The organism is Parabacteroides sp. 20_3, from assembly GCF_964238835.1.
Classification (GTDB): Bacteria; Bacteroidota; Bacteroidia; order Bacteroidales; family Tannerellaceae; genus Parabacteroides; species Parabacteroides distasonis.
In genome coordinates this window covers 307,656-325,493 of record NZ_CAXSNO010000008.1, presented here as the reverse complement: position 1 = coordinate 325,493, position 17,838 = coordinate 307,656, and the positions used below count along the sequence as shown (strand labels likewise).

The 17,838-nt window shown below is 46.9% G+C and carries 11 protein-coding genes; 1 reads left to right on the top strand and 10 read right to left on the bottom strand.

The window, feature by feature from the left end:
* Positions 1 to 4 precede the first annotated feature (4 nt).
* The 5 genes from ACESPU_RS17220 to ACESPU_RS17200 all read right to left on the bottom strand — a co-directional run bounded on the left by ACESPU_RS17220 (position 5) and on the right by ACESPU_RS17200 (position 8,382).
* Positions 5 to 1,612 carry a RagB/SusD family nutrient uptake outer membrane protein gene (locus ACESPU_RS17220; RefSeq protein ID WP_121961545.1) on the bottom strand — a complete coding sequence of 536 codons (1,608 nt, stop codon included), beginning with the start codon at positions 1,610 to 1,612 and terminating at the stop codon, positions 5 to 7.
* Between the two features lie 12 nt (positions 1,613 to 1,624).
* Entirely contained in the window at positions 1,625 to 4,894 is a 3,270-nt protein-coding gene (locus ACESPU_RS17215) for a SusC/RagA family TonB-linked outer membrane protein (protein WP_373133558.1), read from the bottom strand.
* 284 nt (positions 4,895 to 5,178) lie between these two features.
* Complete coding sequence (locus ACESPU_RS17210) at positions 5,179 to 6,441, bottom strand: LVIVD repeat-containing protein (protein WP_048927226.1); 1,263 nt, start codon at positions 6,439 to 6,441, stop codon at positions 5,179 to 5,181.
* A gap of 20 nt (positions 6,442 to 6,461) precedes the next feature.
* A complete protein-coding gene (locus tag ACESPU_RS17205) occupies positions 6,462 to 7,844 on the bottom strand; it encodes a porin family protein (protein WP_057326216.1) in 1,383 nt (460 codons plus the stop codon).
* Positions 7,831 to 8,382 carry an RNA polymerase sigma factor gene (locus ACESPU_RS17200; protein ID WP_008772825.1) on the bottom strand — a complete coding sequence of 184 codons (552 nt, stop codon included), beginning with the start codon at positions 8,380 to 8,382 and terminating at the stop codon, positions 7,831 to 7,833. The genes ACESPU_RS17205 and ACESPU_RS17200 overlap by 14 nt, the downstream gene beginning before the upstream one ends.
* A 101-nt stretch (positions 8,383 to 8,483) precedes the next feature.
* Here ACESPU_RS17200 and ACESPU_RS17195 point away from each other — a divergent pair, with 101 nt between their 5' ends.
* Positions 8,484 to 9,302 (top strand): hypothetical protein, encoded by an 819-nt coding sequence (locus tag ACESPU_RS17195; protein WP_022192503.1) that lies wholly within the window; start codon positions 8,484 to 8,486, stop codon positions 9,300 to 9,302.
* Here ACESPU_RS17195 and ACESPU_RS17190 read toward each other — a convergent pair.
* The 5 genes from ACESPU_RS17190 to ACESPU_RS17170 all read right to left on the bottom strand — a co-directional run bounded on the left by ACESPU_RS17190 (position 9,255) and on the right by ACESPU_RS17170 (position 17,823).
* Positions 9,255 to 10,370, bottom strand: a complete 1,116-nt coding sequence (locus ACESPU_RS17190; RefSeq protein WP_005867500.1) for a DUF4249 domain-containing protein — start codon at positions 10,368 to 10,370, stop codon at positions 9,255 to 9,257. The two genes, ACESPU_RS17195 and ACESPU_RS17190, sit on opposite strands and share 48 nt — an antisense overlap.
* A gap of 4 nt (positions 10,371 to 10,374) precedes the next feature.
* Positions 10,375 to 13,134 (bottom strand): TonB-dependent receptor, encoded by a 2,760-nt coding sequence (locus tag ACESPU_RS17185; protein WP_121961548.1) that lies wholly within the window; start codon positions 13,132 to 13,134, stop codon positions 10,375 to 10,377.
* 140 nt (positions 13,135 to 13,274) lie between these two features.
* Positions 13,275 to 14,297 carry a DUF4249 domain-containing protein gene (locus tag ACESPU_RS17180; RefSeq protein ID WP_373133556.1) on the bottom strand — a complete coding sequence of 341 codons (1,023 nt, stop codon included), beginning with the start codon at positions 14,295 to 14,297 and terminating at the stop codon, positions 13,275 to 13,277.
* Positions 14,298 to 14,300: 3 nt separating this feature from the next.
* Positions 14,301 to 16,964, bottom strand: a complete 2,664-nt coding sequence (locus ACESPU_RS17175) for a TonB-dependent receptor domain-containing protein (RefSeq protein WP_373133555.1) — start codon at positions 16,962 to 16,964, stop codon at positions 14,301 to 14,303.
* Between the two features lie 13 nt (positions 16,965 to 16,977).
* The gene (locus ACESPU_RS17170) at positions 16,978 to 17,823 is read right to left on the bottom strand and encodes a FecR family protein (protein ID WP_373133554.1); all 846 of its coding nucleotides are present in this window, start codon (positions 17,821 to 17,823) and stop codon (positions 16,978 to 16,980) included.
* Between the last annotated feature and the right edge of the window lie 15 nt (positions 17,824 to 17,838).

Genomic DNA, 17,838 nt, shown 5'->3' with positions numbered 1-17,838 from the left:
TACTTTATGGATTCGGTTCGCAAAGCGGATTCAGTTGAGTCTCCTTATCAGGAATAGCCCATTGCCAATCCCTATGTCCGGCCGGACGATATCTGTTCCCGTTACCCGTCACCGTTCCATCTCCATACATATTGTAATTAGAAGCTTCTGGATCCACCACTTTAGGCATTGCGTCTTTGTTCCAATACTCAATCAAACCATTCGGGAAAAACTCAGGACGAGGAGCCGGTCCACGGTCCAAATCCATATTCAAACGTTTCAAGTCGAACCAACGGAAACCTTCCCCCCAAAGCTCTATGCGACGTTGAGTCATCACCTCTTCGATCAAGTTTTCGCCCGTTTTCGTAGACAATGTATACTCCGGATCCCGATGACTTGCCAGCGGATAAAGAGCCTGAGCCGCTTTGCCTGGCTCCCCAGCACGTGCATATCCCTCCGCCATGATCAACATCATCTCCGGCAAGCGCATGAAAGGAACATCCCGGCCACCTTTCGTCGTAGGATCCGATACGATAAACTTATTGGCCATATAATTAGCATACGCTTTACTGTTACACTCCGCCCGGATCGGTCGCGGAAGAGTATTGGGATCGGTCGCCCTCGGAAACCAAATTCCTTTACGCACATCGGTATCACTGATCTTGTCGTATAACTTATTATAAATCGCACGAGGGGTATTGCCATTATACGAAATGATCTCATTCGACATATATCCATGGAAGTGAGTCAAGTTCGGAGCTTGCTGCAACAAAGGATTCGATCCCCACAACCATTCTGTATTTGATTGATCGCTAAAACGATCATTCAATGTCGTATAGGTATCATCTTGCAATTTGGCTCCTGATAGATCAACGACCAATTTAGCCATTTCAGCCGCTTCCAACCATTTACCTTGCGTCAATAAGATACGAGCCTTCAAACCGCGAGCCACGTGCAAATCAATATGCGACTTATTAGTCCGTTTCTCCTCCGTAGCACCCAATAATTGGATCGCCAAGTCGATATCCTCATTGATCTGCGTATACACCTCCTCTACAGAAGCTCTCGCTCTCGGCTCCGTTGAGTTATCGTTACGAATTACCACACCCAATTGCGTGTTATCGCCCTCTGCCTTATAACGGCCGCCATACATCTGTACCATCGTGAAATAGGCGAAAGCCCGGTAAAAATGGGCTTGTCCCTTGATATAATTCCTCTCGCTCTCCAAACCTTCCGCAGCATCGATATTATCGATAATCATACTACTGTTAGAGATAAAATATTGCAACAAGCGATAAAAATGGGTCGCGCTACCGATCGTCGCATTCCGATGGCTCGACCATTGAGCCTGCTTTTGGAACTGCGCATTGCTGTACGTATATACCAAATCATCCCCCATCACCTCATACCAAATCATCAACATATCGTAACCGCCATAAAAAGCCGAACTAGACAGATCACCCGTCCACATCAATTTATGCAAGCCATTTACAGCCAACATAGCCGATTGGGTATCATTGAACACTGCTTGCTCATCCACCGTTTGTGTGGAAGTTGTCTCCAAAAAATCCTCCCTGCAGCCATTGAATAATACCACAAGAGATAGCAACACTACTATATATATATTTTTCATATTGAACATGATTTAAAAAGTAAGATTCAAACCAAAAGTAAATACTCTCGCAGGCAAATAAACATCCGCATTACCACTATATCCTGAGAATATGTTTGAACGAGGGAAAATACCTTTTCGTTTCGTCAGCAAGAATAGATTCTCTCCTGACGCATATACCCGGAGTCCTTGCATGGAAACCTTCTCCAGCCATTGCTTCGGCAGATCATAGCTCAAAGTAGCGGAAGCCAACTCCAACATATTCGAGCTGATCAACCAACGAGTAGAAGTTCCCGCATTCATATTCGTATCTGCGAAATCCTCGATGCGAGGCACATTCGTGACATCGCCCGGTTTCTGCCAACGATTCAAGATATCCACATGCTTGTTGGAAGTCAAGGATGCGGATCCTGAAGGCTGTGTCATCAAATCGGAATATCCTACATCATACATCTTGCCACCTAGCTGGAAGTTAAACAACAGGCTTAAAGAAAGATTCTTCCAAGATACGTTCGTATTAAGACCTCCCGATACCTTCGGTGTAGATTCTCCGGCCCAATCATAAATGGCCTCATTCACGTTAGTCGTATATGTTTTTCCATCCACCTCTACAAGGTCGACAGACTCCACCGTCAGTTCCGGATCCGGCACATAGATAGAGTTTCCGGTAGCAGGGTCTACTCCCGCCCACTGGCGAAGATAAAACTCATAGCGCGAATGGCCCTCTTCCACCCGATGTACTCCGCTGTTATAAGGTTCTACCGGCAAAGAGGTAATCCGATTTTTCAACCATGTAGCGTTAATTCCCACAGACCACGTCCAATCCTTTGTTTGGATGACCTTTCCGTTCAAATCAACCTCCACACCCCGGTTGTACATCGTACCTGCGTTTTTATATGCACTAGTAGCACCCGTATCCGGAGCTTGCGGGATCGAGAACAATAAGTTACTGGAACGACGATCGAAATACTCTATACTACCCGACAAACGACTTTTAAACAACTCAAACTCCAAAGCCACGTCGCCATTGCGAGACACCTCCCATTGCAAATCCTTATTACGAACGACACGTTGCTGGATATAACCGGCCTCCAATCCGTTCATGGCCTGCTCGTAAGCCGCTTGCCAAGCATAGTAGCTACCGATGGCATCATTACCCACCTCACCGTAAGCGACACGCAACTTCAGCAAATCGATGAAATCAAGATCTTCCATGAAACGCTCCTCGTCAATACGCCAACCAGCTCCTACCGAGAAGAATGTACCCCAACGGGAATCCTTATAAAAGCGGGAGGATCCGTCACGGCGTACGGATGCAGAAAGGAAATAACGGCTGTTATAGTCATAGTTCGCACGGGCAAGGAATCCCTCCGTCTTGTAGGTATTCGTATAAGAGTCTTGCTCGTCCGGCACCGAATAATTGCTGAACTCAAAGTTGCCATTATGGATGGTCTGGTTTTGCATAGAGCCTTTCAGGTAATTGTACTCATAATCATAACTCTCATGTCCTAATAAGACATCGACATGGTGGTTGCCGAAATTCTTTGTATAGGAGAGCAATTGGTTGAACGTCCAAGTTGTCTCAAACGAAACGGTCTTCGTGCTCGACCCCACCTCAGTCTTCTCCGGATAATAGATACTGGCCGAATGCCCTAAACGAGAGCTTGTTCCCACGGCTCCGTTCACCGTAAACTTAAAATCATTCAAGAAACGGATCTCTGCATACAATTTCGCGTTCAATTGATTCCGCTTGTATCCGTTGCTGATATTTTGCAACTCAATAGCCGGGTTATTACCAGAGATATACGCACGCGAAGGCGCTTCCACACCCTCCTCGATCGTATAGGCCTGACCGAAGTCGTACACTTTATTGCCATTGGCATCCAGCACATATTCTTTGGTACGAGGATCGTGTACATGGATCGGATAAATCGGTCCGATATAGCGAGTGAATCGGAAAGGGTTGTTGTTATTTCCCGAAGCTTGCGACTGCTGCCCTTCCGCCTTGCTGATATTCCCGGAGAGCGTACCGCCAATCTTCAAGAACGAGGTGATCTGCGAGTTTACATTCGTATTCAAGGTATATCGGTCGAACTTCGATCCGATGATATAACCACCTTCCGTCAGATAACCGGCGGAAAGATAATAATCCGACTTATTATTACCTCCGCTCACGCTCACGCCTATATCCGTACGGCTGCCCGTGCGCTGGATAGCGTCTTCCCAATCGGTATCATCCGCCCACATGAACGTAGCGTTCGGGTTAAGCACACCGTTCGCATCCACGACCTGATCGTCCGGCACGTTAAACGGATTGAAGCCCAGCGTTCCTGAAATCAAGTTTTGAGCGGCTGCCATTCCCGCTTGCTCTGGTGACGCACCACCACTTATCAACTGGTTGCGTGCGCTCTCCCAATATACTTTCAAATAATCATTCACGCCCAATCGTTCATAATCCTGACTTTGCCGATTCGTGAATCCTTGGTTGATTTTCACATTCACCGACATACGATCCTTACTACCCGTCTTGGTGGTTATCAGGATAACACCATTACCACCTCGTGCGCCGTACAGAGCCGCAGATGAAGCATCTTTCAAGACAGACATACTCTCTATATCACTGGGATTGATACTACTGATACTCTGATCGTAGGGCATGCCGTTAAGTATAATCAAAGGGGTATTCGTCGCAGAAATAGAACCCAATCCGCGAATATAGATATCCGAATCTGAACCGGGCTGACCACTGGCTGAGGCTACTTGCACACCCGGCGTAGATCCTAGCAAAGCTGAAGTTGCCGATGTAACAGGACGAGCCTCTATCTTCTCAGACTTCAGCAAACTGGCAGATCCAGTAAATGTACTTTTCTTAGCCGTACCATAGGCCACGACCATCACCTCATCCAATGTTTCCGAATCATCCTCCAGAAGTATCATCATCTCTGATTTGATCGGAAGCGTTTGCGAAGTCATGCCAACAAAAGATACGGTAAGCGTACGGGCATTTGCCGGCAAGTTGTCCAATGAGAAACGTCCCTCCACATCTGTAATTGTACCGATTGTTGTACCTGTCACAACAATATTAGCACCAATGACCGGCTCGTTATCAACTCTTTGCAAAACACGTCCTGCAACTTTCCGGGATTGTTGTTCAATGCCATTTAAATAAGATGCAGGCAAAACCTCGGCGGAAACACTACCTGCCACTGAAAAAGCCAATAAAAAATGAGCTAAAAGCACGTTTTTTAAAGTCAAACAACGAATGCATCCTTTTAGTCCGTGCACATTGTTAAAATGATTCATAATAATAGTTTTAGATTTTAATTTATCAAACACAATAACATCCGCAAGATCAGAATAAATATTATAACATCAAAGTAGGAAGCTCATTTTATTTACATTCTCGCATAAATAACACATAAAAAGTAGCGAATTTTCGTGAACGTACTCCATAGAAACAAGCCTGCTATCCGGCGGTATCGTATTGATGGTTACGCTACTGACCGTAAGCAGGCATAGTTATAAGGCGGCATCCCGCAATCCGGTAAACACCTTGCGAAGCGAATAGCGAAGAGGAATATTAAACTCTATTCGCCCATTGGCAATTTACTTAACTGAGATATCGCCTGTAAATTGGAATAATCGTATTGGTAAAGGCCATCATCGGCGATCATCATCAAGGTATTCTTAAAAGGGATTACATCGTAACCCTCCATACCTGCATAATGAACAAGCTGATTAGCCAGCAAGGTCATAGGATCTTTCGCGTTGAAGACCTTTAACCCTTCGTCACAGAGGAATAAAGTACCGTTATCGATACCTAGTCCTTTCGGGCATTTCATGCCATAAGTAACCAGCAAGTTCGGTTGGTCTACATCACTCACGTCTATGAGCATCAGTTCATTGGTATTTTGCCCGCAAGTATTTCCGGAATGCACGGTCACATACGCTAAGTCATCCTCCACGACAACCGGATCACAACCAAAGACATGACTTACGGAAGAACGATACTTAGGCGCTAGCGGATCTTCCAGCGAATAGATCAACATGCCGGTCGGAGTTCCCATGAACATCTTATCTTTATAGTTGAAAAGAGTCTCGACACCACGTTGCAACCAAATGTCGTTTGTCGTCAAGACAGGCTTGTCTCCAGACAGGTCGAAAACACACATGATATTCTGTTCTACCGTATATAAGTACTTACCATAAATAGAAAAACGAGCCATAGATCCGTTCACGCCCTGCGTGGAAGTACCCGGCGCCGCATCGTTCGCCATCAGATCACCGCCATAACTCGGATAATGGTAAATGGTTTCCTCCCGTTCCTTCGGCTCCCAACCAACCACGACACCTTTCGCTCTCGCTTCTTCCGAATAACACATATTATAATCGAACCCATAGCCATTCTCTATGGTCGGAAGCGCATAACGGAAAGCGTTCTCCACACGACCTTCCAATTCAGGTCTCTCCGGATCGGAGATATCGAACCAGACCAGATCCACATACGAATCCGCATACAATTTATCATCCTTGATCGAGAGATCCTCGTTACCGATCAACTCTACAAAGCCCGCTATCCGGGGAGATGCCGGATTCCTGTTATCCACGATATGGATGCCCTTATCCGGGGAAGAAATATACAGGTAATCCTTATAGAAACAGATCTTACCCCGCTTGGTGATTGGCACCACCTCATCCGTCACCTTCACTGAATTCCGAAACTCGGAGATCGACATGAATACCGGTTCGTTGATAGCATACCGCACGACCTCCATTCTCACTCCATCATCCTTGCATCCCATTAAGACGCAAAGGCTAAAGGCAAACGCCCAATAAAAAAGTTTCCGCATAATTATAATAGATTTAATCATTAAAAAGCATATCGTATACCTGCGCTCAACCCAAATCCCAACGGCTTGTCTGTACGAATACTAGCCGGTTGATCACAGTCGAAATAATGGGAGAAGCGAGGCTCGAAATAGAGACTCCAATCCCCATAGAAACGATAAGCGGCACCGACCGAGGCATTCACGGACCATTGCATACCGTGGATGCCCTCCTTTTTGCTCTTAGAGATAGTCGTTCCGTTTCCGGCGATATAACCGCTATGCACGGCCTGCAAACCCTTCTCCATCATAAAGCCTCCGGAGAGATAGACATTCCATCGCTGATTCCTCCATACATAAACCACCAGATTCAAAGGAATACCCAGATAATGCAAAGACGATTTCACCTCCGACGGGCAATCCCCTCCCCTCTTGAATGTAGTGGATAAATACGTATACATCAATCCACTTTCCACGGCTATACGCCGGCTCAAATCCTTCCGTACCGTAAAACCAAAAGATATCGGAAGGGAGTAGCTAACGTCCGGATAAGATTCGAACGAACGATTATCCAAGAAGTTCTCATCCACCTTAGAACTCCGTAATACCGGGGCATTACGGAATGAGGCCGTTTGGGGAGGCGTATTGCCATTCTCCTTCTCATTATCGTCTTTATCCGGCTTATTCGGATCAGGATCTTGGGAAGGAACATTCATATCTCCCGGAGAAGAAACATCGCCATAACTCATATCCGTATTTAAAAAGCTATCTACATAACCACTAGAGCCAACGGCGGCGGCCAATAACCACTTATTCCGTTTACTCTTCTTGGCTTTCTTTTTCAAAGAGGCTTTTCGTCGGGGACTTCGTTCGCCTTCCGGTAGAGGAACCGTAGAGTCACCTCGCTTAACGACTATGTCCGTCGAATCCTCAGACGCATCCTCCTTCGCAGACGGTTCTTCTACGATAGCCGCAATCGCATCCTTCTCAATAATCTCGATAGTCTCACACTTCTCATCCTCCCGGATCGTTTCCTTTTCCCCGACAATAGCGGAAAGCTTAGCCTTTTTTTCCCATTTCAGCACTTTCGCTATACGTTTCTTTACAGGCTCTACAGGTAAAACGGGATGCTCCGGAAGAATATTCATTTCCTCCGCTTTCTCCGATATCTCTTTCTGAAAGGGGCTCAATTCCTCCAATGGCATCTTCTCCGGGGAAGGTAGCAGCCAAATAACCAAAGCCAGCACTGCGGCGGCGGCCAAGCCTCCCGTCCACAACCAACCCCGTGATCTCGCTCTCCGGTTCATCCGGGCCTCCACCTCATCCCAGCAGCCGGCATCTACCGGCAACCGGTGCTCTTCCAAGCGCTGCCGCATATAGCCGCTGAAATCATCCAGCCGTTCGTTATGATCCTTATCGTCCCGCATTTTCATGCCTTATTAAAGATTGTACACTCTTTTGCAAAGCGTTCCTCGCCCGGATAAACTGGGAGCGGGAAGTCGCCTCCTGTACATGCAGCATCTCGGCGATCTCGCTATGCGTATATCCCTCTATCGCATATAAGTTGAAGACCGTACGATATCCCGGCGGCAATTGGGCCACGCAAGCCAACAAGTCGTCCGCCGATAAACGGTCCAATACGGAATAGTTGATATCTTCCAAACTGTCGTCATAGCCGTCCAGACCTACACTTAGCCTCGTGTTCTCTGAAGACCGGAGATATTCAAGAGCCGTAGTGACAAAGATCCGCCGTATCCATCCCCCGAAAGCCCCGGAGCCGGAATACGACCGGATCTTCGTAAATATCTTCACGAACCCGTCCTGCAGAAGATCACGGGCCGTCTCCCTGTCACCCACGTAACGCATGCAAACACTCATCATAGCAGGAGCATATTGCTCGTACAATTCCTTACGAGCCCATGATTCGCCTCGCATACATCCATCGATTAACAGTTGTTCATCCATAAGTACTTATGCTCTCTATTATATGGATGAAATAGGTATCCTAAAAGTTGCATCTTATTCAAAAAAAAGTTACCTTCACATCAAAAATAGGAGGAGAGTGTATGAGACGAGGATTATTTATATTCATGGCATGGATATGTGTCGTTGGAATCCATGCACAGTCTGACTTTTCGTTTATTTTAAATAAAGAAGGTAAAATCATCGTCCTGCCTAAAAACAAGACGTATGAGTTGAACATCCCGAAAGCCTCTTATAAGACATTTACCCCTGCGGGGACACGGGATATCGATATTAAATTGCGGGAGTTCACGCCCGATATTCCCCATACGTCCCTACAAGAGCGTCCGATGGATATGCAGATATCTTCCGCCGCCTATCAGCCGTTCTTTAACGTATATACCCCGATGCTTCGGGAGGTATCGCCAATGGCGTTGGATTTCAATGAGACTTATATGAAACGGCTAAACGAGAGCTTCGATCTTATCGCTAACGGTGTTCAATATACATGGCCGGGAGTCGGAGGCATGACGATCATGAACGGGGGTATTTCTTGGCACAGCGGCAATTGGAGTCTTTATGGCGGAGGATTCGGTGGTCGTTTCTTTAGTCCCTTCAACCCTAGTCCCGGAATAACAGCGGGCGCAAACGTACAAGTGGAATATCAACCTACTGACTGGTTGAAACTGAAAGGCTGGGGACAATACGCTTATTACGCCGACGAGTACAACAACCCCCATATGCTCAGCAACCCTTTTCTCTACCATACCCAAGTGGGCGGCTCAATGGAGTTCAAGGTTACTGATAATTTCTGGATGGGAGCCGGTATCAACTATGAATACAACCCGGTACGACGGAAGATGGAACCACAGTTCCTAGTCTATCCCGTCTTCAAATCGGGCCGCTTCAAGATTGGAATGTGAGGAAGACGCTATTTCCGTCTCAAACATTCCTACATGGCAACTGCCTAGGATACCGACACCACCGTCTATATTGCTAAATACACGGATCGGTTCGGCCAGACCGCCATCGATCAAAAGGTTCGAAACTGAATCCGTGTCTTTATCTTGCAAAACTTTCAGATATCGATAGTATTCCGCTGAGATAGCATATAGGTGTACCCGTAGGTGCTTGGGAGGAATCGGAAGAAAATCTTCCTCATTTAGATCTTCTATCCCTATCGAATCCGGGACTACTTTTAGCGGATATGATCCATAATAAGGTTCATAATAATACTCATCCGTTAAGTGCAAGGTATATTCTTGCCCGTTTATTAACTCATCAGAAAAGACCTTCCCATCATACCCATACATCCAGTCATTGCCAAAGATTTGATCCAAGGCCGTCAACGATTGGCCAAAAACAGGTTCAGTCGCATAGTTTGGACTCACCGAGAACCATTTATATTCTCCTGTATATTCCTTAGCTATTCCATCAAAAACAGGAATGCCCTCTTCCATACGGAGTAAATAATAATTCTCCTCGGCAGGGTTATCTTTGAGCGTTACCTGATAAATCGCATTCTGGCGAGCAGAACCAAAAGAGCCAGCTACCGTAGCATAGGTTACCCCCGCTTTCAAGACCTGAGCAGGCGCTGGCATGACCGTCTCAGCGCTTGCCACCCCATATTCCGGATAAGAAGCTTCCACACGGATACGATCCCCTTTCACCGGTATAAAATCAGACTTGAAATAACCTTTCGTGTTAAATGCCTCATCCCCCTCCTGAAAGCTCATACGCTCTTTAAAAACGCCATTCACGAATAAATTCACCTCGGCTTTATCCAAAGTCACGTTCGGATGATCATCCGTGAAAAACCAAGTACGGGAGACACTTACGGTTAAGGGTTCGCCGGTTATAGCGACACAGTTCACTACCAAGGTAGGATCCGGCCGTAAGGATTCAAGATCGATCTCCTTGATGCAAGACATCAAACCAAACAGGCTTACTATACAAATCGTATTTATTAGGATACTCTTTATCTGTTTCATCTTCCTAGAATTTATAAGTATATGATATGGAAGGTATGATAGGCATAATACCTATCAACTTAAAACAAGGTTTTGTTTTACCGCTATAGGGAGAAGAAGAACCCGGGACTAAGTTATTCGTTCGTTCCCAGTTATCACTTTTATAGACCATAAACGGATTCATCCGGCTATATACATTATAAATACTGATATTCCAGATGCCCATTCGTCCCTTCTTCTTCGGACGGTAAATATTAAGTCCCAAATCCAGACGATGATAAGCCGGCATCTGGTAATTATTACGACGTGTATACAAATCCACCACTTCCCCGGATGGTTCCCACCAGTTATTCATCTTGTATTGGTTGGAAATAGTAAGCGTACCAGCTTGCTCATAACTCTCCAACGACAAGGTCATTCGATTGCCGGAAGTATACGTCCAAGCGGCTGTCAGTTCCACCTTATCCGACAGTTTATGCGAAACCACGATATTCAGCTTATGCCGGTTATCGTAACGTGCCGGAAAGCGTCGCCCGTTATCGATCTCATCGAAACGCCGATCCGACCATGAAAGTGTATATCCTATCCAACCGGTCGTACGTCCGCTTTCCTTGCGAGCCAAGAACTCCACGCCATACGAACGTCCCTTGCCGACCGCCATTTTTTCCTCCCAAGCCGCCGTACCGGGCAAGAAGGAATAGCCGTCTTTATAATCCAACAGGTTCTTCATCCATTTATAATACCCCTCCACCGAGAAACTATAAGAACGCATCAGATTATAATAGAAACCAGCGGAGACTTGATCGCTGATTAAAGGTTTCAACTTACGGGTAACAGGCATCCACGCATCCGTCGGCAAATTTATATAACTGTTGCCCAATAAATGGATATATTGCCCCATACGGGCGTATGAGGCTTTGAAGCTAAGATCGTCACGTAGCAACCATCTCAAGGAAGCGCGAGGCTCCAATAAGGTATAAGCCTTCCGCTCCACATTGAACAGGCTAAACCGAAGCCCCGCATTCAAACGCAAGCTAGGTAAGACATTCCAATCATCCTCTCCGAAGACAGCCGCCTCACGGGCCCATAGCAGATCATTCGTATATATTTTCCCTATATTCGAAAACTCCAGCATACCGGAACCGGCTGCTTTCACCTCATTATACTCCGGGCGGAAACGGTGCATCAAGAAATCCCCTCCAAAACGAATCACATGCGACGTAGAAGGCGTGTAATCAAAAGAGGAACGGACGCCCATATCCAAGATAGAGGTAGAACTACTCGTTTCCGATGAAGAAGAGAGATAATTATCTTCTCCTTCCACACCATAATTATATTCTTTTGAACTCCGTACATTCGAGCGATACCGTGAAAAGACCCCGGAAACCCGTCCGAACAAACGGTTATTGAAGACATAAGTCCAGCCCAAGGTTCCCATCAAATTACCCCAACGCAGCGATGAATGGGTACCATCCGTATAAGGGACTTGCTCTTCTTCTGTTGAGAAATCCGTTCCCCCTCCTTTTAATACATCATTCCCGTTATATAAGCTGAAAAACATCCGGCTGCGATCGCTGAAACGATGATTAAGCTTTAAATTCAAATCGTGAAAAGCGTAACGAAGGTTGATCCGGCTCCCGTTCTTTTTTATGACCCTGTTTACGATCGCTATCGTCGGGGCAGAGAATACATCTAGCCACGAGCGTCTAAGCGCTATCTGAAAAGCCGTGCGATCCTTGATGATAGGTCCTTCCAAGCTCAGATTACCGGAGATCAGCCCGATCGTAGCGCTACCATGGTACTCTTTCATATTGCCCTCTTTGGTATGGACATCTACCACAGACGAGAGTCGCCCGCCATATCTCGCAGGGAAACCCGCCTTGAAAAAGTCCAGATTACGGATCGCCTCCGGATTGAAAGCGGAGAATAGCCCGCCGACATGATTGATCTGGTAAACCGGATTACCGTCTATCAAAAACAAATTTCCATCTTGGTCGCCGCCACGAACATATAAACCGGCCAGTCCCTCTGTCCCACTGGCTACACCCGGAGTCAGTTGCAAGGTCTTCACGATATCGGACTCACCAAACAGGGTCGGTGTCGCCTTGATCGTCTTCTGGCTAAACTCCATCGTTCCCATCAAGGTGTTATTTACAGACAAACGATCCCGCTCCGAGGCCGTAACTACCACTTCCTCCAGACGGGCGTTCGGACGCAACTCAATATTTAATATGGTATCCCTATCCAATTCCGTGAAATTAAAGGAACAGCTCTCATAACCAATGTAAGAAGCATGCAAGCGGATATTCCCCGGCGGAAGCGTCAAACTGAAAAAACCATAGCTATTCGTAGCCGAGCCTTTCCGGCTGGCGACCTCATAAACAGAGGCTCCGATCAGAGACTCCGAGGACGCTTGGTCCCTCACGAAGCCGCTGATCGTTACCTGTCTCTGTCTACGCTTCAGAATCACGATCTTTCCACTCACCTTATACACGATCGGATACGACTCGAACAAGCGGGTCAAACAATCCGTCAATGCCTCATCTTTCACTTGGAAACTGATCTTCGGAAGCTCTTTCAACAAAGAAGACTCATACGAGAAGGTCACGCCCGCCTGTCTTTCGATCTCTGACAAGACCTCCGGCAACGAAACCTCCTTCATACGCAACGTAATCCGGGGATCATCCTTCGTCTTGGCTGATTGGGCCAAGAGGTCTGGAACAGGCATAAAAATCATCCAGCAAAAAATGGCCATAAGCCATTTATTCATCCACTCTGTCATCATTCTACTTTATTGAGTTCATTGATAAGACAGGATCTCCCGGAAATACCCCTATCAAGGAAAAGCCTTTTTTTCATACCTCGTGAACTTACCGCTTCATGATGTATGAACCGGCAAGCACAGGTCGTCAACGCGGGATGGGCTTATCCATCCCAAGGATTCCAATAAGGAGGCACCGTGTCTCTCGGCATCGTGATACGCAATTTATCCTCTTGATATCCGGCGACAATCCCAAAGCCGTTCTCCACATTCGAATACGTATCGGCAGGCTCTATCAACGCCCCGAAATTCGCATCGCCGATCGTGATAGAGTACCCCCTCATAATCTTCATATATCGATAATAATCCTCGGAGATAGACAACAGGCGCACATCGTAATGAACGTCCATAGAAAGGGTATCACTCTCATACGAGTATTCAACAGGAAAAACAGAAACCTTAATAGCATTCGTATTAACCAGATCCTCCCCTCTAAATACACCCATACAGTAACGCCCATCCATCTGGCTCGTGATAGGACTACCTCCAAAAGACTGGAAAACAGGATCCTCATAATCCACGCTAAAACCAGAATAATACCAACTATATCCTCCTAAGCTACGGAAAGAGGTTACGGTACGGGTACTATCCCCCTTCCGGAAGTCCAAGATCTGCTCCACGATTAAACGATAATAGGAATCCGTCTCAACCCCGATTTTAACAGAGAAACGCAGATATTCGGCATTGTAGGCAGAAGATCGATAGGATAAGGTATCCACCTCATAAATCCGTGCCCGACCGGGGATACGAGTTTCCCCGGATACCGGCTCATACCCATCGGCCTCGGCCTCTATACGCAAACAATCCCTCTGTCTCACGAAACAACCGGGCAGAACATATTGCCCCCGTGAATGTATAGAATCTTCCGGCAGGTCATCATTGCGCATAAGACCTTGAAACTCATCATTGACATAGACACGGACTTTTGCGTCGGATAGCTCAAAATCGGGAACGCTATCCATGATAAACCATGTTTTCGAGAGATGAGCACACACCTCCTTTCCGGGACATACCGATGCGTTCAGTACAATCCGATCCGGCAGATCCTCCAAATCAATCTCCACATCCCGAACGCAAGAGACCATCAATAATCCTAACACAAACAGGCAAGGTAAATATCTTTTCATAAGCTAGAATTTATAAGTATAAGAAACCGAGGGCATGCAATAGAACAAAATCGTCTCCTGTAGCACCACCTGATATCGCTGATTTATATCCTGGTTTACCATAACCTCCGTCATGAAGGGATTCGGTTTCAAATACGTATTGTATATGCTTATGTTCCAAATCCCCATCCGACCCTTCTTTTTATATCGATAAAAATTCACGCCCAGATCCAAACGGTGATAAGGAGACAATTGATAATTATTACGAGCGCTCAAACCTGAATTCATCGGTCTGTATGAATCTACTCCGGCATACCCGTTCTCTTTCTGATAAATCGGAGACAGATATTTATACTCCGGCAAGCTAATATGGTTTCCTGAGGCGAACACCCAAGCTCCCGTTAACTCCACCTTCCGGGATAACTTACGAGAAACGACCACATTCACCTTATGCCGGTTGTCGAAGCGAAACGGGAAATGACGCCCCTTATTCACGGAACCATCCGGAAACCACCGATCCGACCAAGAGAGCGTATACCCGATCCATCCGGTTGTCTTCCCATTTGTCTTTTGCGCCATAAACTCCACACCATAGGTCTTACCCTTTCCCAAACCGACCCGGTCTTCCCAACCGGAGAAATGTGTCTCAACCGGCCAATGATCCTTATAATCAATCAAGTTATTCAACCGTTTATAATACCCCTCGATCGAGAAATCATACATCCGTTTCAGATTATAATAAAGCCCGGCAGTAATCTGGTGAGAACTCATCGGAGGGACTTGCTCCGTCACCGGGACCCAAATATCCGTAGGCTGGTTCACATAGGTATTCGATAATAAGTGGACATATTGGTTCATCTTACTGTAGGATATCTTCGCCGATAGATCCGGACGAAGTAAATAACGTGCCGACAAACGAGGCTGAAAAGAATGATAGATCTCATTCTCTACATGAAACAAGGTATACCGCAATCCGGCATTCACCCGCAAGCGATCCGTGACCCGCATCTCATCCTCGGCAAACAAAGAGAACTCATGCCCTTTTATCAAGGAATAATCATACAAAAGCTCATATACGGGATTTACTAACGAATCGTTCACCCAAGACCGTTGCTGGCTATTCTCCGGACGAAAATTATGATACAGGTAATCCGTGCCCATTCGTATCCGGTGATTCATTGAAGGACTGTAATCCACTGACAGCCGTACGCTCAGATCCTCCATCTCCGATTTATAACGGCTATCCCGCTTAATTGATTGCCGTTCTGCCCTATTTCCTTCGATTTCATACCCCTTCGCCTCTTGCCGGATATGCGAGCGAAAACGGCTGTAGCCCACCATTAGATTACCAAACAGCTTTTGCCCGAACACGTAGTTCCACCCTGCGGAGCCGATCAAGTTTCCCCAACGCCAGAGAAACATATCATCCGAATCCTCATGCTTCTCCTTGCTTCCCTGCCGAAAAGCATCTTGCCCCATATAAAAGCTCAAATAGGCCCGGCTACGTTCCGAGAAAGAATGGTTCACCTTCGCGTTTATATCAAAAAAGTGATAACCGAAACTCTCCTTGGTATCACTGTTCTTATTAACGATCGCCAAAGCCGTCCCTGTTATCAAATCCAACCACGTACGGCGTACCGAGACATTAAACGAGGAGCGATCCTTAACAATCGGCCCCTCTAGATTCGCCCGTGCGGAAAGCAACCCTACGGAGATATTCCCGTGATACTCCTGCCGGTTACCGTCATTCATACGGACATCTACAACCGACGAGAGCCTTCCCCCGTATTCCGCCGGAAAGCTCCCTTTATAAAACCGGGTATTCTTTATCGCGTCCGGGTTGAACGCCGAGAAAAACCCCAACAAATGGTTCACATGATAGACCGGATTTCCATCCAGCAGATACAAATTCTCATCGGCCCCGCCCCCACGAACATACAAGCCGGTCATTCCCTCGGTGCCTACCGCCACGCCCGGCAACTGCTGTAAGGTCTTCACCAGATCCGCCTCCCCCAGCAAAGCGGGCATCGACTTCACCCGCTCGGCAGGTACGTCGATCACCCCCGTGCGGCTACTCAATATCTCGTAGCGAGGCCGGGTCCCCCGAATAACGACCTCGCCTAACGAGGCCAATGACCTCAACGGGAAGTCGATCATCGTATCCCTTTGCAAATCGATCTCTATCTCCATCGCCTTAAAGCCCACGTACGAGGCCCTAAGGCGGACCTTACCGGGTGGAAGTATCAAGCTGTAAAAGCCGTAATTATTAGACATCGTCCCTCCCCTCGAACTTTTCACCAGAACCGAGGCCCCCAACAAACTCTCATACGAGGCTGAATCCCTGACGAATCCGCTGATCGTATATTGACGGGGCTTTCGCTTTAAGATGATATATTGCCCCGTAACCCGATAAATAATCGGTAATGGGGAAAATAAGCGCTTCAAGCAGTACGACAAGGATTCATCCCGGACCGACAGGGAAACCTCTGGCAGCTCTTTCAGCAGAGAGGACTCGTACGAGAAGAACAATCCGGTTTGTTTCTCAAGCTCCATCAATATATCCAACAGGGGAACCTGCCGCATATCCAACGTAACCGTCGGCGTAGGTTCGGGCATCTGCGCATATAGATGTCCCATCCAACCGGGAAGCAAAAGAATCCCTATCAGCCATACAACAATAGATCTCATAAATGATCTGATTTTATTTCTTCGAAGTGGAAACCAAATGAGCGTCCAATGTCTGGTTAACAACCTGCAAGACATCCTCCAAAGGCAGATTATTAAAAGTAGCGGTCAATCTCGCTCCCTCATTCTTTGTCTGGTTCGCAATCTTGACTTGATAATAATCACTCAAGTCCTCAATCACCTTATCCAGCGGTGTCTCCATAAAACGAAGTTGCCCTGTCCTCCAAGCTAACTTGTTCACGTCTTCTTCCGTCACTACCGTTATCTCCTTGTTCTCCATAGAATACTGAGCCGACATTCCAGCGGTAAGTATCACATTCTCCTTTTCCTCCCCGGCGGTAAAACATACCTTGCCGGTAACTACATTGACTTCCGTAACGGTAGGCTTCTCATCTATCTGGAAACTTGTTCCCAGCACCGTAACTTCCGTTTGGCTCGTTTTCACTGAGAAAGGGCGTGCCTCGTTCCTCGTCACTTGGAAAAAGGCCTTTCCATTCATCTCCACGGCACGCCTCTCTTTATCATATCTCTTCGCGTCATACCGGATCCATGAATCGCCGGCCAAAGCGACCAAGGTACTATCCGGAAGGTAAACATCTTTCATTTGTCCGGGGGCGGTAGTAATCGCAACCCAATCCGGGGCGTTTCTCTCTACCGTAAACCATGTCCCCAAACCTACGAGCACTAACACGACAGCGGCCGCCCCGATCCAATACCGGCGAAACGAGACCTTCCGGCTAATCGCATGCTCAGAAGCGAACTTCTGCCATGCCTTATCCGGGTCAAGGCTTCCTTCCCGATAGCGTTTCGCTACGAAACGGATGCGTTGTTCCAATTTATTGTCATGCTCGTTATTATTCATAACTATTCCTTCTAT